General features: G+C 71.7%; 18 protein-coding genes. 7 read left to right on the top strand and 11 right to left on the bottom strand.

The window, feature by feature from the left end; translation table 11 throughout:
- Positions 1 to 173: 173 nt before the first annotated feature.
- The 4 genes from STRVI_RS38305 to STRVI_RS38290 are packed head-to-tail and all read right to left on the bottom strand — an operon-like array spanning position 174 to position 5644.
- Positions 174 to 1556, bottom strand: a complete 1383-nt coding sequence (locus STRVI_RS38305) for an AAA family ATPase (protein ID WP_435532640.1) — start codon at positions 1554 to 1556, stop codon at positions 174 to 176.
- The gene (locus STRVI_RS38300; protein WP_014060937.1) at positions 1556 to 3217 is read right to left on the bottom strand and encodes a hypothetical protein; all 1662 of its coding nucleotides are present in this window, start codon (positions 3215 to 3217) and stop codon (positions 1556 to 1558) included. Before STRVI_RS38300 ends, STRVI_RS38305 begins: the two co-directional genes overlap by 1 nt.
- Complete coding sequence (locus tag STRVI_RS49335) at positions 3208 to 4560, bottom strand: hypothetical protein (RefSeq protein WP_014060936.1); 1353 nt, start codon at positions 4558 to 4560, stop codon at positions 3208 to 3210. Before STRVI_RS49335 ends, STRVI_RS38300 begins: the two co-directional genes overlap by 10 nt.
- Before the next feature lie 31 nt (positions 4561 to 4591).
- Positions 4592 to 5644 carry a phosphatase PAP2 family protein gene (locus STRVI_RS38290; RefSeq protein WP_014060935.1) on the bottom strand — a complete coding sequence of 351 codons (1053 nt, stop codon included), beginning with the start codon at positions 5642 to 5644 and terminating at the stop codon, positions 4592 to 4594.
- Positions 5645 to 5953: 309 nt separating this feature from the next.
- Here STRVI_RS38290 and STRVI_RS38285 point away from each other — a divergent pair, with 309 nt between their 5' ends.
- Positions 5954 to 6547 (top strand): histidine phosphatase family protein, encoded by a 594-nt coding sequence (locus STRVI_RS38285; RefSeq protein WP_014060934.1) that lies wholly within the window; start codon positions 5954 to 5956, stop codon positions 6545 to 6547.
- Positions 6548 to 6561: 14 nt separating this feature from the next.
- Here the strand turns inward: STRVI_RS38285 and STRVI_RS38280 are convergent, their stop codons facing one another.
- Positions 6562 to 8040 carry a hypothetical protein gene (locus STRVI_RS38280; protein WP_014060933.1) on the bottom strand — a complete coding sequence of 493 codons (1479 nt, stop codon included), beginning with the start codon at positions 8038 to 8040 and terminating at the stop codon, positions 6562 to 6564.
- Between the two features lie 187 nt (positions 8041 to 8227).
- On the opposite strand from STRVI_RS38280, the gene STRVI_RS46780 reads away from it, so the two are divergent.
- Positions 8228 to 8788, top strand: a complete 561-nt coding sequence (locus tag STRVI_RS46780; protein ID WP_014060932.1) for a hypothetical protein — start codon at positions 8228 to 8230, stop codon at positions 8786 to 8788.
- A gap of 66 nt (positions 8789 to 8854) precedes the next feature.
- Positions 8855 to 9745, top strand: coding sequence for a spermidine synthase (locus STRVI_RS38270; RefSeq protein ID WP_014060931.1), 891 nt, complete (start codon positions 8855 to 8857; stop codon positions 9743 to 9745).
- Positions 9746 to 9951: 206 nt separating this feature from the next.
- Here STRVI_RS38270 and STRVI_RS38265 read toward each other — a convergent pair whose 3' ends face one another.
- Complete coding sequence (locus STRVI_RS38265) at positions 9952 to 10527, bottom strand: hypothetical protein (RefSeq protein ID WP_014060930.1); 576 nt, start codon at positions 10525 to 10527, stop codon at positions 9952 to 9954.
- A gap of 42 nt (positions 10528 to 10569) precedes the next feature.
- Between STRVI_RS38265 and STRVI_RS38260 the strand changes: the two genes are divergently transcribed.
- The 3 genes from STRVI_RS38260 to STRVI_RS38250 all read left to right on the top strand — a co-directional run bounded on the left by STRVI_RS38260 (position 10570) and on the right by STRVI_RS38250 (position 13877).
- Entirely contained in the window at positions 10570 to 11283 is a 714-nt protein-coding gene (locus tag STRVI_RS38260) for a response regulator transcription factor (protein WP_014060929.1), read from the top strand.
- Positions 11280 to 12683 carry a sensor histidine kinase gene (locus STRVI_RS38255; RefSeq protein WP_014060928.1) on the top strand — a complete coding sequence of 468 codons (1404 nt, stop codon included), beginning with the start codon at positions 11280 to 11282 and terminating at the stop codon, positions 12681 to 12683. The genes STRVI_RS38260 and STRVI_RS38255 overlap by 4 nt, the downstream gene beginning before the upstream one ends.
- A 138-nt stretch (positions 12684 to 12821) precedes the next feature.
- Positions 12822 to 13877 carry a chitinase gene (locus STRVI_RS38250; RefSeq protein WP_014060927.1) on the top strand — a complete coding sequence of 352 codons (1056 nt, stop codon included), beginning with the start codon at positions 12822 to 12824 and terminating at the stop codon, positions 13875 to 13877.
- A 195-nt stretch (positions 13878 to 14072) separates the two neighbouring features.
- Here the strand turns inward: STRVI_RS38250 and qcrB are convergent, their stop codons facing one another.
- The 5 genes from qcrB to STRVI_RS38225 form a co-directional block, all read right to left on the bottom strand.
- Positions 14073 to 15755 (bottom strand): cytochrome bc1 complex cytochrome b subunit, encoded by a 1683-nt coding sequence (qcrB, locus tag STRVI_RS38245; RefSeq protein WP_014060926.1) that lies wholly within the window; start codon positions 15753 to 15755, stop codon positions 14073 to 14075.
- 179 nt (positions 15756 to 15934) lie between these two features.
- Positions 15935 to 17341, bottom strand: coding sequence for a glycoside hydrolase family 1 protein (locus tag STRVI_RS38240; protein WP_014060925.1), 1407 nt, complete (start codon positions 17339 to 17341; stop codon positions 15935 to 15937).
- A 72-nt stretch (positions 17342 to 17413) separates the two neighbouring features.
- Positions 17414 to 18256 (bottom strand): carbohydrate ABC transporter permease, encoded by an 843-nt coding sequence (locus STRVI_RS38235; protein ID WP_251982996.1) that lies wholly within the window; start codon positions 18254 to 18256, stop codon positions 17414 to 17416.
- An 89-nt stretch (positions 18257 to 18345) separates the two neighbouring features.
- Positions 18346 to 19371 carry a carbohydrate ABC transporter permease gene (locus tag STRVI_RS38230; protein ID WP_014060923.1) on the bottom strand — a complete coding sequence of 342 codons (1026 nt, stop codon included), beginning with the start codon at positions 19369 to 19371 and terminating at the stop codon, positions 18346 to 18348.
- Positions 19372 to 19378: 7 nt separating this feature from the next.
- Positions 19379 to 20713 (bottom strand): ABC transporter substrate-binding protein, encoded by a 1335-nt coding sequence (locus tag STRVI_RS38225; protein ID WP_014060922.1) that lies wholly within the window; start codon positions 20711 to 20713, stop codon positions 19379 to 19381.
- A gap of 279 nt (positions 20714 to 20992) precedes the next feature.
- Between STRVI_RS38225 and STRVI_RS38220 the strand changes: the two genes are divergently transcribed.
- On the top strand, positions 20993 to 22039 hold the full coding sequence (locus STRVI_RS38220) for a LacI family DNA-binding transcriptional regulator (RefSeq protein ID WP_014060921.1): 1047 nt from the start codon (positions 20993 to 20995) through the stop codon (positions 22037 to 22039).
- Positions 22040 to 22169: the final 130 nt, after the last annotated feature.

Raw genomic sequence — 22169 nt, 5'->3', positions numbered from 1 at the left:
GCCGGTGACCCGTCGCCGTTACGGCCGCCGCCGACACGCCGCTACGGCCGCCGCCGACAAGCCCTTACAGCCGCCGCCGACACGCCGTTACGGCCTTACGGCTGCTACCGACACAGCCTTACGGCCGCCGTCGACACGCCCTCACGCCAGCCATGGCCGCCGCCAACGCGCCCTTACGGCCGCCATGTCACGCGGTGCTCGGCCAGATGCGCCAGCACCGCGTGGTTGGCCTCCCAGCCGTCCGGGAACTTCACCGTGACGCCCAGTTGCACCGGCTCCGTGGACGGATGCTCGTCCAGCAGCTCGGCCACCCCCGCCCGGCACACCACCACACACGCCTGCCGGTGCCGCGACGCCAGTACGCACAACCGGCCCGTCTCCAGATGGAAGGCCGTGGCGTCCGGCCGCCCCGACAGCGGGTGCAGGACGACCGTGACCTCGAACTCACGCCCTTGGAGTCGATTGGCGGTGTCGACGGTGACGCCGGAGACCCCGAGCCCCGTCAGCGCCGCCCGGACCGCCGCCGCCTGGTCCCGGTGGGCCGTGCCCACCGCGATCCGGTCCGCCGCGACCGGCAGCGGTTCGTCGGACCGCTCGCTGACCGCCACCGCGCCCCGGTCCAGCAGCCGCCGCACCACGTGGGCCACGGCCGCCACCGCCTCCGGGTCGGTGCGCGGGGTGCGCCGGGCGGGCAGCTCCAGCAGCCCCCAGCCGGACGCGGCGGCCTCGTCCAGCACCCGGTCCGGCCCCGAGCCGTCGGAGGTCACCCCGAAGCTCAGCCGCCGATCGCCGTGGCCGGTGCCGCTGCGGAAGGGCGTGTACGGATAGAACGCGTCCGAGACCAGCGGCGCGGCCGAGGCCGGCAGCCGCCAGGACACCGGCAGCCGGTGCTGCGGAAGCCGCGGATTGTGCGCGAGCAGAGTGGTGACCGCGCTTGCCGACGGGTCGTACGAAAGCCCGGCCCACTGGTCGGCGCCCACCACGCTGAACGGGTCCAGCTGCCCCGGGTCGCCCACGAACAGCGCCCGCTCGAACAGCCCGGCGACCGCCAGCAGCGCGTCGGAGCGCATCTGGTACGCCTCGTCCACGATCGCGTGCCGCCACGGCTCGAGGTGTCTGATGTGCGCCCACTTCGCGGCCGTGGAGACGACGATGTCGAGCCCGGCGAGGTCGGCGATCTTCGCGGAGGCGCGGACCGACGCATGACCGTCGAGCACCGGGTCGTACGGATGCGGATCGCTGCTGTGCAGCCGCCCCACCGGAAGGTCGGGGTCCGCCGTGGCCAGCCGGTCCACCAGATCGTCCACCTGGGCGTTGGTCTGCGCGACCACCATCAGCGGTCGCCCGGCGGCGGCCAGCTCCCGCGCCGCCCGCACCACCAGTGTCGACTTGCCCGCACCGGGCGGGGAGTCCACGACGACGCCGCGGTCCGCTCCGTGCAGCGTGTCCCGCAGGATCGCCTCGGTCGCGCGCGCCGCCGCGGCCGACGGGTCGAACGGCTCGCCCGCTCGGGCACGGCCCGGGTGGGCCGCGGCGGCGGCCGGGTCCGCGCCGATCACAGATAGTCCTCCTCGGTCGTCGGGTCGGGATCGGGGCTCTGAGCGGGCGCGGCGGCGTCCGGCGGGCCGCCGTGGGTCCACGGAGTGCTCTCCGCGTCGGGCAGCTCCGGGCCGCCGCGCGGGGCGTGCTCGAACAGCGTCCAGCACACCCGGTCGCCCTTCTCGGGCACCGAGCCCGGCTCCGGCTGCTTGCCCCGGCCCATCCCGCCGGTCAGCCGCACCACCAGCGCGCGGGCCGGGTCCTCCGCGGCGCCCGAGGCGTCCGCCCCGTCGACTCCGCCAACCTCGTCATCTCCATCAGCCTCGTCGGTCTCCGCGAAACCCGCGAACTCCCCGCTCTGCGCCTTGCCGTCGGCCATGACCCGGTGCAGCTTGACCCGCTCGGCCAGATGCGGACGGTCCTCGGTGCGGACCGTGACCAGCGGGCGCGGGCGTGGCACCTTCGCGTCCGACCAGGCCATCTCCACATCGATCACCTCGCCCGCGAACGCCTCACCGGCCAGCCGCCGCCCCGCCATGACCAGCGGATCGTCCAGCGCCTCATGGGCGTCAAGCTGGGCCTGCGCGGTCTCGCGCGCGGCGAGCTTCTGCGCGGCTGTCACCGCGTCGTCCCGCTTGGGCTGCGGCGGCTCCCCGGCCCGGACCCGGTCCCGGTGGCCGGTGTAGGACCAGCGGTCCCGCTTCCAGCGGTCCGCCACCCGCGCACCCTCCGGGAGGGAGCGCAGCAGATCCACCCCGTGCCACAGCGCGTCCCAGGTGGGCCGCAACTGCGACTCGATCAGCCCGCGCAGCTCCGCCTCGGCGAGCCGCAGCCGCGCCTCGCCCCCGGCGATGCCCTGGGACGTCTCGGCACGCGCCGCGTCGTAGCGGGACATCGCCGGTGCCAGCAGCTTGTTGTCGAAGGCGGGGTCGGTGGCCGGTCCGGCGGGCGGGCAGCGCAACTGGCCGTCCTCGTCCCGCTCCGACTCCGCCCGCAGTGCCGCCTCCGCCCCCGGCACGCCCTCCGGGGGGTCGATCCAGGCCAGCAGCGAGCCCAGGTGCTGATCCTCCAGATTGCTCTGCCCGGTCGCCCAGTGACGGCTCAGCAGCTCGGTGAGCGACAGCAGCAGAGACGAGCCGGGCACCCGCGACCGCTCCCCGTAGTGGGTCAGCCAGCGGCCGAGCAGCGGCACCCGCGCGGGCGCCGGGAAGGGCGTCTCCGGGTCCTGCTCGGCGGTCCGCCGGAACCGCATCGACCGGCCCAGCAGCCGGACGAACGCCACGCCCGCGGCGCTGGGCACCAGGAGCTGCGGCGCGTCCTCGCACAGCTCGACCTGGACCGGCACCTTCTTACCGGTCTCCGGATCGGTCTCCTTGCGCTCCTCCAGCTCGACCTGGTCCGCGTACGAGTCCAGATACGGCTGGATCTCCTCCGCGAGCGCGGCGAGGAACGCGAACCGCAGGTCGCGGTCGCGCGGCTGGGCCACGATCAGCAGCCGCGGCGCGTCCCGGTCGGTGCCCACCAGCGCCCCGAGCGGCGCCCCCGCCTCACCGGCGGTGGTGAGCGGGACGAACGCCAGCGGACGCGTCGACAGATGGCGGTGGCGCACGGTGGTCAGGGGCTGGGCCCGTCCCTCCCGGACCGCCTCCATCCGGGCCAGGGTGGTGATCAGCGACATGCCACCGCCTCGGGGCGGGACGCGAGCGCCTCGGCGCGCAGGGCCGCCGCGCGGCGCAGGGCGTCCACGGTGGGGTCGCCGGTGGGGGCGTCGTCGGCGGGGTGTTCCATGGCGGCCGTAAGGACGGCGTCCATGGTGGTGAGCCCGCCCAGCTCGCCCCGGACGCCACGGCCCAGGGCCTCGACCCGGCCCGCCGCGCGGGACCGCGTCCGGCAGTGGGCGGCCAGCTCGCAGGTGGACAGGCACTCCGGGGCGTACGCCGCGTCCACCGCCTCGACGGCGGCCGTCAGCTCCTCGACCGGCCGGGTCGGGGTCCGGCCGTCGTCGGTGAGCCGGAGGTCGAAGGTGGTGCCCTCGGGGAGGGCGGCGGCGATCTCCTCGATCCGGGTCAGCCGGTTGAGCTGCCGCCGGGTGACCGCGAGTTGCTTGCGCACGTCGACCATTTCGGCGGTCGGCAGGTTGGAGAAGTCCTTGGGGCAGACGAGCAGCACGTGATGCCGCACCCGGGCCCGTACGGAAGCGGCCTCCGCCAGGGACACCGAGCCCTCCCGCGACGCCGTCCCGGCCGGGTCCGCCGAGGCTGCCGCCTCCGCCGTCCCGGCCGGGTCCGCCGAGGCTGCCGCCTCCGCCGTCCCAGCCGGGGCCGCCGCGCCCGCCGGGCCTGCCGTTTCGGGCGCCCCGGCCGCCTCAGCCGTGCTCGCCGTGCTCGCCGTGCTCGCCGCGTCCACCGCGTCCACCGCGTCCGCCGTGTCGCCCCCGCCCCCCGGCGGTTGGCCGATCATCGACGCCACCCGCTCCAGCGCCAGGGCGTAGACCGCGGATTGCCGGGCGGCCGCGCCCACCTTGGCCGGGTCGGCGGAGCCGTCCACCATGGGGAAGGACTTGATCTCGACGACCGTCCACGACCCGTCGGGGTGGACCACGACCGCGTCCGGCTCCAGGAAGGCGGGCGAGCCCGCGACATCAAGGCTCACCATCGGATGGTCCAGCAGCGCCCAGCGCCCCGCCTCCGTGGCCTCGCGCAGCGCGAGCGCCGTACGGGCCGTGCGGCCCTGCGGGCCGGGCGCGGTCAGATCGGGGGTCGCGACGGCGCCGGGACCAGGCGGCTCCGAGCCGTCACGCAGCCGCTCATGCAGCAGCCGCACCAGATCGGCGCCGCCGTCCGCCTTGACCCGGGCCTCGAAGGAGTTGCCGCGCTGATGCGCGAACTGCGACTGCCCGAAGTTCGCGGGAGCCCCCAGCGCCGACGCCAGCGCGCCCTTGTCGACCCCGGCCCCGTCCAGCAGCGCGCGGCGGCGGCAGCCCGGGTTGGCGGCCAGCGCCGCCAGCGCGCGGGCGTCCATCGGATGCGGAACGGTGGCCGGGCCGCGCAGCTCAGCGAGCCGCTGCCGCAGCCTCGTCACCTGCCGCGGGGGCCGGACCGCCCGCAGTGGCTCCCCGGCCGCTTCCGGCACCGGCACCGGCCCCCCGGCCGCTGGTACCGGCACCGGCTCCCCGGCCGCCGTCATCCGCGGCACCGTCGGTGCGTTGCCTGTCCGCGCCCCTGCTCTGCTGTCGGGGGATCCGTTCCCGTTCACGCGCCGAAGTCTCGCACTTGTCACCGACATTCGCGGGCACACCCGCGTTTCGGGAGGCGGCGACGGTCTCGCGGGCCGGGCGCAGGCGGGTGCGCAGCGACTCCGTGAGTCGCAGCGCGGGGACCGTCAGCAGCGCCCCGAGCCCCATGGTGGCGGCGCCGGCGGCAGCGTCCAGGAAGTAGTGGTTGGCGGTGCCCATCACCACGAACGTGATCGTCAGCGGATAGCCGACCGCAGCGATCTTGGTCCACGTCCAGCGTCCGTGCCGCCACAGGGCGACCCCGCACCACAGCGCCCATCCCACGTGGAGGCTGGGCATCGCCGCGAACTGGTTGGTCAGCCCGCCCAGGCCGCGCGGTGCGCTGGCGTCCGCGCCCCACCAGCCGTACGAGCGGTACTGCGCCATGGTGTCGACGAAGCCGTGGCCCCCCTCCAGAAGCCGCGGCGGGCAGGTCGGCAGCAGCGTGAAGCCGATGAGTCCGATGATCGTGGAGACCAGCAGCCAGGTGCGCAGAAAGCGGTAGTCCGACGCCTTACGGCGCTTCCACATCCACATCAGGATCGTGGGGGTCAGGACGTAGTGCAGCGAGGCGTAGGCGAAGTCCGCCGGTATGCCTATCACCGCGTGGGCCGTGAACAGATCGTTCAGCGGCGACTCGAAGTCGATGTTCAGACGCTGTTCGAAATGGAGGATCGCCAGACCATGATCGACGGCGCTGGACACGTCGCCGCGGGCCAGCAGCCGACCGGCCGAGTAGGCGGCGTACACCACCGCTATGAGCGGCAGTTCGGTCCACCAACGGGGCCGACTGCCCTGTGCTGGTCCGGCACGGGGCACCGTATGGGGCATTCGGACGCTCTCCAAAGTTCAGACGGCCACGAAAAGGCGCGCGGTCAACCGTACGGTGTAGGCGAAGCGACCAACGCACCGCCCCCGTCCGCGAGCGGCGTCCACTGACGGAACCCCCCGGCGGACCCGCGCGCAGCCTGGAAGACGCCAGGAGTGACCCGGAGGTTGCCTGCCGATCACATGCGCGATGATGGAGGGATGGCGATCGGCCATGTGCCGGTCCCGAAGAGTGCATGAAACCGCAGGCAGCGGCGTGTAATGGCGCACGGCGGCGCAGCGGTGCGAAACCGGTGAAAGAAGGCAGTGCCCATGCCCCCACGCATCCTCCTGGCCCGGCACGGACAGACGCGGTGGTCGCTCTCCGGGAAGCACACCGGCCGTACGGACATCCCGCTGCTGGACGAGGGGCGGCGCGGCGCCAAGCTGCTCGGCGAGCGGCTGCACCACGGCCCCTGGGCGGGCCTTCCGGACGTCGAGGTGCGCACCAGCCCGCTGTCGCGGGCGAAGGAGACCTGTGAGCTGGCGGGCTTCGGCGACCGGGCGCGGGAGTGGGACGCGCTTGTGGAGTGGGACTACGGCGCGTACGAGGGGATGACCCCCGCCGAGATCAAGGCCATCCGGCCCGACTGGCTCATCTGGCGCGACGGGGTGCCCGAGGGCGAGTCGATCGCCTCGATCGCGGCGCGGGCCGACGAGGTCGTGGAGTGGGCGCGCTCGGCCGACCGCGATGTGCTGGTCTTCGCACACGGCCACATCCTGCGGACGCTGGGCGCCCGTTGGCTCGGCCATGACGCCTCCTTCGCCGCCCGTATCCGGCTCGATCCGACGTCCCTGTCGGTGCTCGGCTGGGCCTACGGCGAACCTGCCATCGAGCGCTGGAACGACACCGGCCATCTCGACTGAGAGCCGAACCGGCGTCAGACCGGGCAGGCGCGGCCGGCCGCGTCAGGGCGGGTGACGGTCGCCTCGGGACGGGTGACGGTCGCCTCGGGGCGGGTGACGGCCGCGTCATGGCGGTCGAGGAAGTCCGCGACCGCCTCATCGCGACCGTAAGGACGCAGTATCCGGGCCGTGTCGTCGAGCATCCGGCGGATCCGCGACGACTTGACCCGGTCCAGCAGGCCCAGGGCCCGGCCGGCCGCGGCGGCGGCCGCGTCCGGCGCGCCCCCGGCCACCAGGTTGCTCGCCAACTCCGTGGTGAACAGGGCGATATTGCGAGTGAAGTGCGGGTTCTGGAGGGCGACCGCGCGCCGGGCGTGCTCGACGGCGCGCTTCCAGTCGCCGAGCGCCGACCAGCACTGCGCCTCCAGGCCCTCCAGTTCGGCCTCCCCGAAGAAGCTCATCCACTCGGGGTCGGCGTCGCAGGGGCCGCGCCCGAACTGCGTCCGGGCGCGCAGCAGCGACCGCTCACAGCCGCCCCGGTCGGGCAGCCAGGCGAGCGCACCGGCCTCGCGCAGCGCGAGCAGCGACAGCAGCCGTGGCGAGGCGAGCCGCTCGGCGACCCGCTGGGCCGCCTGCGCCGCCCGTACGGCCTCGCGGGGGCGCCCGGCGTCGCGGGCGAGGAAGGCGGTGTTGCAGAACGCGTGCGTCTCCAGGGCGGCGTCGCCGGAGACCCGCGCGGTGGCCAGGGCCTCGGCGTAGTGGGATCGCGCATCGGACAGCCGTCCGGAGTCATGGGCCAGCCAGCCCACCGAGATGGCCAGTTCACCGGCGCCCGCGAAGAGTCGCTCGGCGATCGAGCGGCTGTAGCCGCCCGCGTCCAGCAGCGCGTAGGCGGCGCTCAGCGGTTTGGCGGTGTGCGCATAGAGGGGATCGGCGCCGTGCTGGTCGTCCAGCACCCGGATCCGCCGTACGGCCTCCTCCACGGCGGCGGCCTCGGCCTCCCCCACCCGCCGCCCGGCCCGCCGGGGCGGCGTCCCGGCCCGGGGTGCGGCGGCCACGGCGGCGGCCGCCGCCCCACCGGCCATGAACGAGCGCCGTAGCAGTTCGCTCTCCTCGAAGATGTCGACGGTCCCCTTGCCCTGGGGCTCGGGAGGCCCGGGGCGCGGGCCGGGAACGGATACGGGGACCGATACCGGGACGGTCACGGGTACGCGAGGGCCCGCGGGGCCGCGGGCCTGGTGGCCGCGTACCGACTCACGGGAGGCGAAGCCGAGATCCGTAAGGGTGCGGCCGGGGAACATATGGCGGAAGACCCGCTCGTAGGCGTAGTTGGGGCAGCGGATCGCCCCCGACTCGACACGGCCGATATAGCGGGCGTCGCAGGAGACCTGCTCGCCGATCTCGAGGGCCGCGCGGCGCACGGACGCCGCGAACTCGGAGGGCGAGAGCTGTCCGCGCAGTCGGCGGAACGCGGTGTTCGGCCGGGGAGGCGGGGGCTCCGGAAGCGGCGTCATGCTGTGCCTCTCCCTTGGTGATGCCAGGTGGGCGGGGGAGAACCGTACCGGCTGCGAGATCTCCGACACTCGGAGATTTCCGGCAAACGTTATATATCGCCCATGATCTGCCATGAACTGCCATCCTTTACGGCGGCATTCGGCCGTAGCCGTTGACACCGCCGCGCGTTGAATCAGGTGCGACCCGATGAAGAGGGAGGCCGGAGTGGACATCAGCCGCTCGCGGACTACTGCCCAGCACCCCCAGCGCCAGGACTGCGATCTCGTCACCGTGCCCGCCCGCCAGGGGCTGGAGGCGGTGGACATCCTGCGTCGTGCGTGCGACGGCCTCGGTCCCGTCCTGCATGACAACGCCTGCGACACCCTCGGCTTCCTGGTGCCGCCCGGAACGGCGGACGGCTGGGATCTGCCGGGCTCGGCGTGCACCCAGACATCCGGGCGTGGAATCCGGATAAATATCGGCTCCGGCACCGGCACCCCCGCCGAAGCCGGAGACACCCAGTCCGCAGAGACCCGAGCCGAGGAGATCCGAGCCTGGGACATCCCGTCCGCAGACGCCGCCTACGGAGACAGCGGAGCCGGAGACACCGAATCCGGAGCGGCCGGGGACGACGCGCCGCCCGGCATCGGCACCGGCTGGCTGGTGCCGCCCGACGCGGCGTACACGGTCGCCACCGACCCCGCCGAGCTCCGGGCGGCGCTCGGCGAGGCGGCCCGCACGATCGAGGCCGTCGACCGCTGCCAGTGAGGCGGTGACCATCCGCCCCTTCCGGCCGGCGACCGGCTGTCAGTGGTCCGCCGCATACTGGGACACATGGCGAAAGGCACGAACAAGCGAGCCGCGCGCGGGCGCGGAGCGGCGCGGGGGCGCAACCCCGAGCCGGTCACCGCATCCGTCGACGGGGGGCTCGCCGAGCTCGTGCCGGACCGGGACCGGCCGCGCGGCTGGACGCTGCTGCTCGACGGCAAGCCGCAGTCGCATGTGGATCTCGACGACCCCGCGTATCTCGACTTCGAGTACCAGCGACGATTCGGCCACCTCGCCGATCTCGTCGCCCCTCCCGGCCGTCCGCTGCACGCGGTCCATCTGGGCGGCGGCGCCTTCACGCTCGCCCGCTATATCGCGGCGACCCGCCCCCGCTCCACCCAGCAGATCATCGAGATCGACGCCCCGCTCATCCAGTTCGTCCGCGGTGAGCTGCCGCTGGACCCCGGTGACCGGATACGGGTGCGCGGCGCCGACGCCCGGGCCGGGCTCGCCAAGGTGCCCGACGGCTGGGCGGATCTGATCGTCGCGGATGTTTTCAGCGGGGCCCGTACGCCCGCCCATCTCACCAGTGCGGAGTTCCTTGCCGAGGTGCGGCGCGCCCTGCGCCCGGACGGGTGGTACGCCGCGAATCTCGCCGACGGTCCGCCGCTGGCCCATCTGAAGGCCCAGATCGCCACCGCCCGCGCCGCGTTCGCCGAGGTGTGTCTGACCGCCGACCCCGCCCTGCTGCGCGGTCGCCGCTTCGGGAACGCCGTGCTGCTGGCCGCCGACCGCGACCTGCCGCTGGCCGAGCTCACCCGCCTGGCCGCCGGAGATCCGCACCCCGCCCGGGTCGAACACGGGCGCGGGCTCGCGGACTTCACCGGTGGCGCGGCCCCGGTCACCGACGCGACCGCGGCCCCCTCCCCGGCCCCGCCGCCCGCCGTCTTCACCTGAGCGGAGCCGAGCGGACCGGCAGGCAGCCCCCTAAGCGGCCTCGATGAGGTCCGGTGCGGTTCGGGTGAGCCCCGAAGGGGCGCGGGGCTGTGTCGATATGCGGCTCCGCCGCGGCTGTGTCGATATGCGGCTCCGCCGCGTGGGCGACCAGCCACGAAACAGCCGCGGATGAACGACCGCACCTCGCGGCACTTCCCGCGGAGCGCTTAGTGCTCGTCGATACGGACCTGCGGCGGGCCGTCATGCCAGGTGCAGAAGATCGTGGTGGTGTCGGCCCCGGAGACGAAGTCCACCCGGATCCACTCGCTCTGCTTCCACACCTGCATCTGCCATCCGCCGTCCGGTGTCGCCGAGACCAGATCCGCCGACGCCGCCCGGATGTCGAAGACCGCCCGGCCGCCCTTGGCCGGATAGCTGCGCACCTCTCCGCTCTCCTCCGGCCGCGCCGTCTCCCGCCGGGTCGGCGCCTGCGTCGGCTTCCGGGTGCGCCCGGCAGAACCGGACCCCGTGTCCTTATCCCCATCGGCCCCCGCGTCCGCCCCCGGAAGCGAAGGCGAGGACGAGGAAGAGGGTGAAGTCGCCGAGGGCGAGGGCGGTTTGGGCCGGTGCGTCGAGGAGGACCAGGCCCCGGTCGCGGAACGGGAGCCGTCCGCGATCGGCAGCGCGCGCGGCGGTTCGTAGGCCGTCCCGGTCAGCACGGTCCGCACGCCGTACCACGACAGCGTGACCGCGGCGCCGGTCGCCAGGACCCACGCCAGACATTGGACCAGACCTCTTCGCATCTTCCCCATCCTGCCTCACCCGAATGGCGTACGGTGCCGCTCATGGCAAGTGTGCTCGTCGTGGAGGACGACCAGTTCGTACGCTCAGCCCTCATACGGCAGTTGACCGAGGCGTCCCATACCGTGCGCAGCGTCGGCACCGCCCTGGAGGCATTGCGCGAGGTGGCACAGATCGGATTCGACGTCGTCATTCTGGACCTCGGTCTGCCCGATCTGGACGGGGCGGAGGCGCTCAAGATGCTGCGCGGCATCACCGATGTGCCGGTCATCGTGGCCACCGCCCGTGACGACGAGGGCGAGATCGTCCGGCTGCTCAACGACGGCGCCGACGACTACCTGGTCAAGCCCTTCTCCGTGGCGCATCTCTCCGCCCGGATGACCGCCGTGCTGCGCCGCGTCCGCGGCGGCGGGGCGGGCGAGCCGGGCCGTGCGGCGGCGCCCCCGGCGGTGCTCCGGGTCGGCGGGCTGGCCGTCGATCCGCTGCGCCGCCAGGCCCGGTTGGACGGGGTGACGCTCGATCTGACCCGGCGGGAATTCGATCTGCTGGCCTATCTCGCCGGGCGGCCCGGCGTCGTGGTGCCGCGCCGGGAGCTCCTCGCCGAGGTCTGGCGGCAGGCGTACGGGGACGACCAGACGATAGACGTCCATCTGTCCTGGCTGCGCCGCAAGCTGGGCGAGACGGCCGCCCGGCCGCGCTATCTCCATACGCTGCGCGGGGTCGGCGTCAAACTGGAGCCCCCGGCGGAGCCCACGTGAGATGGGCCCTGGTCAAGGTCTGCCTGGCGGTCACCGCGATGGTGGTGGTCGCCTTCGCCGTACCGCTCGGCCTCGTCGTCAAGGAGCTGGCCCGGGACCGGGCGTTCGCCGACGCCGAGCGGCAGGCCGCCACCATCGGCCCGGCGCTCGCCATCACCACCGAGCGGGCGCGGCTGCAGCGCGCGGTGGCCAGCACCCAGGCGGGCGGGGACGGCCGGATGGCGGTGCACGTCCCCGATGAGCCGGGCGAGCCGGGGAGCGGCTACGACCTCGGCAAGAGCCGTGCCGCCAAGGGCGAGCTGGCCACCGCGCGGCGGCTCGGCCGCGCCTCGGTGTCCGCCGCCCCCGGGGGCTACGCACTGCTCCAGCCGACCGCGCTGAGCAGCGGTCAGGTCGCGGTCGTGGAGGTGTATGTCCCGCGTGGCGTGGTCACCAGCGGGGTGACGACGTCCTGGCTGGTGCTGGCGGGCGTCGGCCTCGCGTTGATCGTCGGCGCGGTCGCCCCCGCCGACCGGCTCGGCACCCGGCTGGTGCGTCCGGCCGGGCGGCTCGCCGAAGCCGCCCACGACCTGGGCCATGGCGAGCTCGGGGTGCGGGTCCCGGAGGACGGCCCGGCCGAACTCCGGGCGGCCGCCGCGGCGTTCAACTCCATGGCCGACCAGGTGGTCCAGTTGCTGGCCGGTGAGCGCGAGCTGGCCGCCGACCTCTCGCACCGGCTCCGTACGCCGCTCACCGTGCTGCGCCTGAACGCCGCCTCGCTGGGCGAGGGACCGGCGGCCGACCAGACCCGGGCCGCCGTCGCCCAGTTGGAGGGCGAGGTCGACCAGATCATCCGCACCGCGCGCCAGCAGAAGACGCACACCCCTTCCGGCTGCGACGCCTCCGAGGTGATCCGGGACCGGATGGAGTTCTGGTCCGCGCTCGCCGAGGACGAGGACCGTACGGTGCGGCTGGCCGGGGTCGACCGGACCGTACGGGTGCCGGTCGCCCGCCCCGAACTCGGCGCCGCGCTGGACGCCCTGCTCGGCAATGTCTTCCGGCACACGCCCGAGGGGACGGCGCTCGCGGTCGATGTCCACGATGGTGGGGACGCCAGCAACTCAGTGATCATCCTGGTCTCCGACGCGGGCCCCGGCATCGCCGACCCGGACGCGGCGCTCCGCCGTGGCCACGGCGACGGCGGCCCCGGCTCGACCGGCCTCGGCCTGGACATCGTGCGCCGGGTCGCGGAGTCCACGGGCGGCGATCTGCGGATCGGGCGGTCGGTGCTGGGCGGCACCGAGGTACGGGTGTGGCTCTCGCTGAACGGCGGCGGCTCGGCGGACCCGGGGCAGCGGCGGCGCGGCCGTAAGCGGAAGACCCGCGGCCGCACCCGGCCCAAGGAGCCCGCTGAGCATTAATCGCCGCCGATGGGTTCCTTAAGGCAGCCATAAGATCCATGGCCGGTGCACGGATCCTGCCGTTTGTCCGACTTCCCCTCGCTAGCGTGGCGCCCGCACCATCACCCCCCACATCCGCACAGCGAAGGCAGGGACCTGATGAGCAGCACGCACCGTCGCAAGGCGAGCCGGACCACCAAGGCGATCGGCGTGACCGTCGCCGCCGTCGTGGCCGGCGGCACGGCGTTCGCGCTCAGCGGGGCGGCGAACGCGGGCACCGTCTCCGACAAGCCCGCCGCCTCCGAGAAGGCCGCCGCGGCGGCGAGCGGCGGCTTCGCCCCGTACATCGACACCTCGCTCTACCCCGCCTACGACATGGTGGGCACCGCCGAGAAGACCGGCGTCAAGCAGTTCAACCTCGCCTTCATCACCTCCGGTGGCGGCTGTACCCCCAAGTGGGGCGGCGTCACCGAGGTCGGCGACGACGCGGTGGCCAAGCAGACCGAGCAACTGCGGGCGGCCGGCGGCGACGTCCGGGTCTCCTTCGGCGGGGCGTCCGGCTCCGAGCTGGGCCTGGCCTGCACCTCGGCGGACGAGCTCGCCGCGGCCTACGGCAAGGTCGTGGACACCCTCAAGCTCACCAAGGTCGACTTCGACATCGAGGGCAGCGCGCTTCCGAACAAGGAGGCCAACACCCGCCGCGCCCAGGCCATCGCCAAGCTGCAGCAGAACAACCCCGACCTGGACGTCTCCTTCACCCTGCCGGTGCTCCCGACCGGCCTCACCCAGGACGGTGTCGACCTCGTCGCCGACGCCAAGAAGAACGGGGTGAAGATCTCCGCCGTCAACATCATGGCGATGGACTACGGAGCCTCCTTCGACGGCGACATGGGCCAGTACGCCATCGACGCCGCCACGGCGACCCAGGGCCAGATCAAGGGCGCCCTCGAGCTGAGCGACGACGAGGCGTGGAAGGCCGTCGCGGTCACCCCGATGATCGGCGTCAACGACGTCAAGAACGAGATATTCAAGGTCGACGACGCCTCCCAGTTGGTGGAGTTCGCCAAGTCCAAGGGGCTGGCCTGGCTGTCGATGTGGTCCGCGACCCGCGACAAGCAGTGCCCCAGCCCGCAGGACACCGCGTCGCCGACCTGCAGCTCGATCGACCAGGAGGAGTTCGCCTTCGCCAAGGCGTTCGGCGCCTACAACGGCTGAACGGCTGAACTGCTGAACGGCTGACGTCGGCTGACACCGGGCGGCCCCGCACCGCCCGTCGGCCGCATGAGCCGCGGGGCCTGACAGCCCCAAGGGAGCCCCAAGGGCCCCACCATCACCACCCCCCACGGCACCCCCCACACGGCGGGGCGCGGACGGATCCCCCACCCGCCGCGCCCCGCCGTTTCCGTCGCCCTAGGGGCGCTGGGGCTCCTCGGCCCGCTCCGCCTCCTCATGCTCCTCGTGCTCCGCCGCCTGCTCCTGCGTGGGCTTGGCGATCTGGCCGTTGATCCCGAAGTAGCTGCGGGACAGCGAGACGCGCAGCCGCTCCATGAAGGAGAGCTTGCGGGCGACCCCGGCCTCGTCGACCGTCGGTGGCAGCTCCAGCGGCTCGTACTGTTCGTACGCGGTCAGCGTGTACTTCTCCGCCGGCGACAGCGGCTCGTGCACTTCGACGTACTCGCCGTGTGGCAGCCGCTCGATGATGCCGGTCTCGCGGCCGTGCAGCAGCAGCTCCCGGTCCTTGCGCTGGAGGCCGAGACAGATCCGCTTGGAGATGATGAAGACCACGACCGGCACCACGAAGAAGCCGACCCGGCAGGCCCAGGTGATCGCGTTGATCGACAGATCGAAGTGGGTGGCGATGAGGTCGTTGCCGCCGCCCAGCAGCAGGACCCCGTAGAGGGCGACCCAGGCGTTTCCGAAGGCGGTGCGGGTCGGGGCATTGCGCGGGCGCTGGTTCAGATGGTGCTCGCGTCGGTCCCCGGTGATCCATGCCTCCAGGAAGGGATAGAGCCAGATCACCAGCAGCACCGTGGGGAAGACCAGGAAGGGGATCAGCACCCCGAGCACCAGGGTGTGGCCCCAGAGATTGATCTCCCAGCCCGGCATCAGCCGGATCAGCCCTTCGGAATAGCCCATGTACCAGTCGGGCTGGGCGTCGGTGGACACCTGGTCGGGCCGGTAGGGGCCATAGGCCCACACCGGGTTGATCTGGGCGATGGCCGACATCAGCGTGGTGACGCCGAAGACCAGGAAGAAGAAACCGCCGGACTTGGCCACATAGACCGGCCAAAGAGGCGGCCCCACGATATTCATGTTCTTTCTTCCGGGCCCCGGGAGATGCGTGTGCTTGTGGTAGACGAGCAGGATCATATGGAGCGCCAGCAGCCCGACCATGATGCCCGGAATCAGCAGTACGTGCACGGTGAACAGCCGTGGCACGATGTCGGTCCCCGGGAATTGGCCGCCGAAGAAGAAGAACGACAGATAGGTGCCGACGATCGGGATCGACAGGATCGCGCCCTCCATGAAGCGCAGACCGGTGCCGGACAGCAGATCGTCGGGCAGTGAATAGCCCATGAAGCCGTCGAACATCCCGAGAATCAGCAGACCGGCGCCGGAGAGCCAGTTGATCTCGCGGGGTTTGCGGAAGACGCCGTTGTAGAACGTCCGCATCATATGGGCGAGCATGCTGGCGATGAAGATGATCGCCGCCCAGTGGTGGACCTGCCGCATCAGCAGTCCACCGCGCACATCGAAGCTGATGTCCAGGGTGGATTTGTACGCCTGCGACATGCGGATGCCGCTCAGCGGCGTCCATCGGCCGGCGTAGACCACCTCGTTCATCGCCGGTTTGAAGAACAGGGTCAGATAGACGCCGGTCAGAATGATGATGACGAAGGTGTAGAGCGCGATCTCGCCGATCAGGAAGGACCAGTGGTCGGGGAAGACCTTGCGCAGATTGGCCTTGGCCATCTTGTAGAGGCCCACCCGACCGTCGAACCAGTCGGCGAGGGCCTCACCTTTTCCGGCGGGCGCGCGCCGACCGGATCCCTCATTGCGGAACCTCTGTCGGCGCTCCGGAAATGCTCTCATGTCTCAATGGGTTTACCAGGCATTCTTCACGGATGACGGCGCTCTTCGGCCGGGTGGGTCAGGGTGTAACCCCTTTGAAGGAAGAACACCTCGGCCCGGTTGCGCCCCTGTGCGCCGCCTCGACTGCCATCCGCGGCGCCGCCCGCCCCCCAGCGGGCGGCGCCGCGGACGCGGGTCCCCTACGCCGCCGGGAGCTCTCCGGTACGGGCCACCTGGGCATACCAGCGGGCGCTGGACTTCGGCACCCGGGCTTGCGTCTGATAGTCGACGTAGACCGCGCCGAAGCGCTTGCTGTAGCCGTACGCCCATTCGAAGTTGTCCATCAGCGACCACAGGAAATAGCCGCGCAGATCGGCGCCGTCCGCGATGGCCTGGTGAGCGACGGCCAGATGGTCACGGAGGTAGTCGATCCGCCGCGGGTCGTGGACCGCGCCCTCCGCGTCCGGCTTGTCGTCGAACGCGGCGCCGTTCTCGGTGATGTACAGCGGTACGCCGGGCGCCTCACGGGTGTAGCGCATCAGCAGGTCGTGCAGTCCGGTCGGGTCGATCGTCCAGCCCATCTCGGTGCGCTCGCCCGGCGTCTGGTGGAAGGCCACCTGCTCCGAGCCCGGCCAGGGGGAGTGGGTGCTGGCGCCGTGGCCGTCGTGGCGGGCGGGCGAGCCGTCGTTGTCGGTGCCGGCTGCTACCAATGACGGTGTGTAGTAGTTGATGCCCAGCGCGTCGAGGGGGTGCTTGATGACGGCCAGATCGCCGTCCCGGACGAACGACCAGTCGGTGATCGAGGCGGTGTCCTTGATCAGGTCGGTGGGGTACGCACCGCGCAGCAGCGGCCCGGTGAAGACGCGATTGGCCAGCGCGTCGATACGCCGCGATGCGTCCAGGTCCTCGGGCTTGTCGCTGAGCGGCCGGACCACGGCCGGGTTGAGGCTGATGGCGATCTGGGCGCGGGCGGGGAGCGCGGCGCGCAGCGCCTGGGCGCCGAGGCCATGGGCGAGGTTCAGATGGTGGGCGGCGCGCAGCGGGGCCAGCCGCTCGGTGCGGCCCGGGGCGTGCACCCCCGAGCCATAGCCAAGGAAGGCGGTGCACCAGGGCTCGTTGAGGGTGGTCCAGAACTCGACGCGGTCGCCGAGCGCCTCGGCCACGATGCCCGCGTACTCGGCGAACCGCTCGGCGGTCTCGCGCTCCGGCCACCCGCCGGCGTTCTCCAGCTCTTGGGGGAGGTCCCAGTGGTAGAGCGTGAGCACCGGCTGGATGCCCGCGCCCAGCAGCTCGTCCACCAGCGAGCGGTAGAAGTCGAGCCCACGCTGGACGGCCGGTCCCCGGCCGGTGGGCTGCACCCGTGACCAGGACACCGAGAAGCGGTACGCCGCCAGGTTCAGCTCCGCCATCACCCGGACGTCCTCGCGGAAGCGGTGGTAGTGGTCGATGGCCACATCACCGGTGTCACCGGCGAGCACCTTGCCGGGGGTGTGGCTGAAGGTGTCCCAGATGGACGGGGTGCGGCCGTCCTCCTGGGCGGCGCCCTCGACCTGGTAGGCGGCCGAGGCAGCGCCCCACAGGAATCCGGGCGGGAAGGTCAGCGTCATGGAAGCGCTCCCATTCGAGGTCGTGGGGGAGGGGAAACGGGGAGGGAGGACGGAGTGGTGGTGGCGGGCCGCTCAGCCCTTGACCGCGCCCTGCATGATGCCCCCCACAATCTGCTTGCCGAAGAGGACGAAGGCGAGCAGCAGCGGCAGGGTGCCCAGCAGCGCCCCCGCCATGATCAGTGATTGATCCGGGGTGTACCCCCGGCTCAGACCGGTCAATGCCACCTGCATGGTCGGGTTGCCGTTCTGCGTGAGCGCGATGAACGGCCAGAAGAAGTCGTTCCACGATTGGACGAAGGTGAGCATTCCCAGTACCGCCATCGCCGGACGCGCCGCCGGGAAGACGACATGCCAGATGATCCGCAAGCTGCTCGCGCCGTCCATCCGCGCCGCCTCGATCAGCTCGGTCGGCAGTGCCTGGGAGAGGTACTGCCGCATGAAGAAGACCCCGAAGGCGCTGACGAGTGTCGGCACGATGACCGCCTGGAGCTGGTCGGTCCACTCCAGCTTGGCCACCATCATGTACAGCGGCACCACGCTGAGCTGGGGCGGCACCATCATCGTCCCGATGGTGAGCATCAGCAGGATGTTCTTGAAGCGGAAGCGCAGCTTGGCGAAGGCGAAGCCCGCGATGGTCGAGAACAGCACAGTCGACGCCGCGACCGTGCCCGCCACCACCGTCGTGTTGAGCAGCGCGGTGCCCATGTTGGCGCCGTTCCACGCCTTGTCCAGGTTGTTGAAGAGGTTGCTGCCGAACCACAGGGGCGGGGGCGTCTGGGCCAGCCGGGTGTTGGTGCGGGAGGCGGCGATGGCGGTCCACACCAGCGGGAAGAGCGAGCCGATGGTGAACAGGATCAGCACGGCGTAGGTGATCTTGCCTCCGTGCAGTTGCCTGCCCGCTCGGCTGCGGCTCATTCCGCCCCGCCGAGTGGTGTGCGCGGGAGCTGCCGGATCGAGTGTCTGCCGGGAAGAGACAGTGGCGCTCATGGTTCTCCTCGTCTCCCTCACTGGCTCTTTCGCAGCCGTCGCGCGAACAGCGCGTTGGCCGCGGCGATCAGCAGCAGGATCAGGAACATCGTCCAGGCGATGGCGGAGGCCCGGCCGAGGTGCAGGTTCACCCAGCCCTGCTCGTACATGTACAGGCCGAGCGTCTGGTACTGGTGATCGGCGCCGCCGGTGGCCGTCCCCGCGGTGTTGAACAGCAGCGGCTCACCGAAGAGCTGGGTGGCCCCGATCGTGGAGACGACGACCGTGAAGAGGATGGTGGGCCGCAGCGACGGGACGGTGACATGCAGGAACTGCTTCCAGCGCGAGGCCCCGTCCAGCGCCGCCGACTCGTACAGATCGTTCGGCACGGCCTGCATGGCGGCCAGGTAGATCAGCGCGTTGTAACCGGTCCACCGCCAGATGACGATCGTGGAGACCGCGAGCTGCGAGGTCCAGGTGCCGTTCTGCCAGTCGATGCCGTCCAGTCCGACCAGCCCCAGAGACCAGTTGACCATGCCGTAGTCATGCCCGAAGAGCAGCGCGAACACCAGCGTGGCGGCAGCGACGGAGGTGGCGTACGGGGTGAGGATCGCCACCCGGAAGAACATCGAGGCGCGCAGCCGGTAGTTGAGCAGATGCGCGATCCCGAGAGCCATCATGAGCTGGGGAACGGTGGAGATCACCCCGATGGTGAAGGTGTTCCGCAGCGCTTTCCAGAAGAACTCGTCTTCCCACAGCCTGGAGTAGTTGTGCCACCCCGCCCACTCCATATGGGTGGGGTTGGTGAGCTCCACTTGGTGCAGCGAGGCCCACCCGGTGTAGAGCAGGGGGAAGAGGCCGAAGGCGGCGAAGAAGACGAAGAAGGGGGCGACGAAGGCGTACGGGCTCCATCGCACATCCCAGCGGTAGCGGCGGCTGCGCCGGTCGCGACGCCGCTGCTCGGCCGGGTCGGGCGCCGGCGCGGTCGCGGCGCGCGGGGCCGCGCCCCCCTGCCCTGCGGGGGGCGCGGCCGTATCAGGGGTAAAACCGGAAGGTGCGGTCATGTCCGGGTCACTGGTCCAGCGCGTTGTCGTTCGTCTTGATCGCGGCCTTCCAGCCTTCGCCTGCGGACTTGCCCTGCTGCTCGACCTGGAGCAGGCCGACATCGGTGAAGTTCTGCTTGATGACGGCGTCCTTCGGGCCCAGGACCTGCGTCGGACTGTCCTTCGCGGCCTGGGAGAAGATCTTGCCGATGGGCGCGTTGTTGAAGTAGGGGAGCTTGGCGTCGGCCACCTGCGGCAGGTCGTACGCGGCCTGGGCGCTGGGGAAGCTCGCCTGCTTCTCGAAGAGCTTGGCCTGCTGCTCGGGCGCGGTCAGCCAGGTGGCGAGCTTGACCGCCTCGTCCTTGTTCTTCGCCGCCTGCGGCACGGAGAGGAAGGAGCCGCCCCAGTTGGCGGGCTTGGGGGCGGCGGCGACGTCCCATTTGCCCGTGTACTTGTCCCCGGCGTACTCCTTGATCTGGCCGAGCATCCAGGCCGGGCAGGAGGCGGTGGCGAACTTGCCGTTGGCGAGCGCCTGCTGCCAGGGCTTGGTGAACTCCTGCAGTCCTGCGGAGAGTTTGGCCGCGGACGCGTCGGTCGCCAGCTTCCACGCCTTCTTGACGGCGGGGCTGTCCTTGTAGATGGGCTTCCCGCTCTTGTCGTAGTAGACCTCCGAGCTGCCGGAGACCGCCGCGTTGAACAGTCCGCCGGCCGAGTCCAGGAACGCGGCTCCGCCCGGCGCCTTCTTCGCGTAGTCCTTGCCGGCGTCGAGGTACTTCTGCCAGTCGCCCGCCCAGAGCTCGGAGACCGCGTCACGGTCGGCCGGGAGCCCGGCCTGCTGGAAGAGGTCCTTGCGGTAGCAGATCGCCATCGGGCCCACGTCCGTGCCGAGGCCGATCGTCTTTCCGTCCTTGGCGGTGGCCTGCGACCACTTCCAGTCGAGGAAGTTCTCTTTTTTGACGCCGTCCGCCTTCGAAAGATCAACGAACTTGTCGGCCTGGGTGGTGGTGACCTCATTGATGTTGCCCACCTCGACCGCCTGGATATCGGCGAGCCCGCTGCCCGAGCCGAGATGGGTGAGCAACTGCGGGTAGTAGTTCGAGGCCGGGTCGATCACATTCTCTTCGATCTTGATATCCGGGTGCAGCTTTGTGTACTCGTCATAGAGCCCGGCCTGTTTGAAACCCATGACGCCGTACGTGCCGACGGTCACGACCGTCTTGCCCTTGCTGTCGCCGCCGCCGGACGAGCCGGCGGATCCGTCGTCGCCGTCATCGGCGCAGCCGCTGAGCAGCCCGGCTCCTAAAGCGGCGACGGCCGCGAGGACCACGGCTGTGCTGCGGTGACTACCAGTGTCTCTGCGCATTCCGTCCTCCTAGCGTCCCGCCCAACGGCTTCCGGCCAATATGTAGCGATACATGGGCCTTTGAGATGCATCGAGCCGGGTGGACATCGTGCGGGTTGTGTATGGCTCAGGTACTGTGGGAGCGCTCCCAGCGGTGATGTGTTGAAGGGTCGCGGCTCCCCGCTGGGGTGTCAAGGGAGTGCGCGAGACAACTTCCCGAAACCACACTGCTGTTGAATGACTCCGCAGCCGCCCATTGGGGGGTTGGAGCTGCTGGGTACGGACGGCTGGAGGCGCGATATGGCAGGAACGCGGCGGCATGGCGCGGGGCGGGGACGGCCGACCCTCGAGGAAGTGGCGGCCCGTGCCGGAGTCGGCCGCGGTACCGTCTCGCGCGTGATCAACGGTTCGCCGCGGGTCAGCGACCGCACCCGGACAGCCGTCGAGCAGGCCGTCGCCGAACTCGGCTATGTGCCCAACCGGGTGGCCCGCGCGCTCGCCGCCAACCGTGCCGACGCCGTCGCCCTGGTCATCCCCGAGCCCGAGACCCGGCTCTTCGCCGAACCGTACTTCTCCGACATCATCCGCGGTGTCGGCGCCGAGCTCGCCGACACCGATCTGCAACTGCTGCTGACCCTCATCCGCACCCCCAAGGAACGGCAGCGGCTCGCGGACTACCTCTCCGCGCACCGGGTCGACGGGGTGCTGCTGGTCTCCGTGCACGCGGACGACCCGCTGCCGGACCTGCTGGAGCAGATCGAGATGCCCGCGGTGCTCAGCGGCCGCCGCTCGGCGCATGAATCGGTCCCGTATGTCGACTCGGACAACACGGGGGGCGCCCAGTCCGCCGTGGAACACCTCATCGGCCGCGGCCGCTCGACGGTCGCCACCATCACCGGACCGCTCGACATGTATGTCGCCCAGTGCCGCCTGGAGGGCTACGGCGCCGCGGTCCGGGCGGCGGGCCGGGAGGTGGAGCCGGAGCTGGTGGCGTCCGCGGACTTCACCGAGGAGGGCGGCCGCCGGGCCATGCGCGAACTGCTCGACCAGCGCCCGGACCTGGACGGGGTCTTCGCCGCCTCGGACGTGATGGCCGCGGGCGCCCGGCAGGTGCTGCGCGAGAGCGGGCGGCGCGTCCCGGACGACGTGGCGCTGGTCGGCTTCGAGGACTCGGCCGTCGCCCGCCATATGGACCCTCCGCTCACCAGCGTCCGGCAGGCCACGGAGGAGATGGGCCGGGCGATGGTGCGGGTGCTGCTGGAGGAGATCGCGGGGCTGTCGGACCGCACCTCCAAGCGGCCGCAGATGATACTTCCTACCCAACTGGTGCGGCGGGAGTCGTCCTGAGGGCAACGGCTTACGCATCCGGGCGCTGGGGTCTTCCGGCCGGGGGCACCTCCCAGCGGTAGCCGGGGGCGAGCCGAAGGGGCGCGTCGCTGTCGAAAGGGAGAGCGCGCGCAGGGAGCGAGGGCTGCGA

It is taken from the genome of Streptomyces violaceusniger Tu 4113, from assembly GCF_000147815.2.
Lineage (GTDB): Bacteria > Actinomycetota > Actinomycetes > Streptomycetales > Streptomycetaceae > Streptomyces > Streptomyces violaceusniger_A.
The sequence above is the reverse complement of the archived record's forward strand: the minus strand, read 5'-3'. Positions and strand labels throughout refer to the sequence as shown.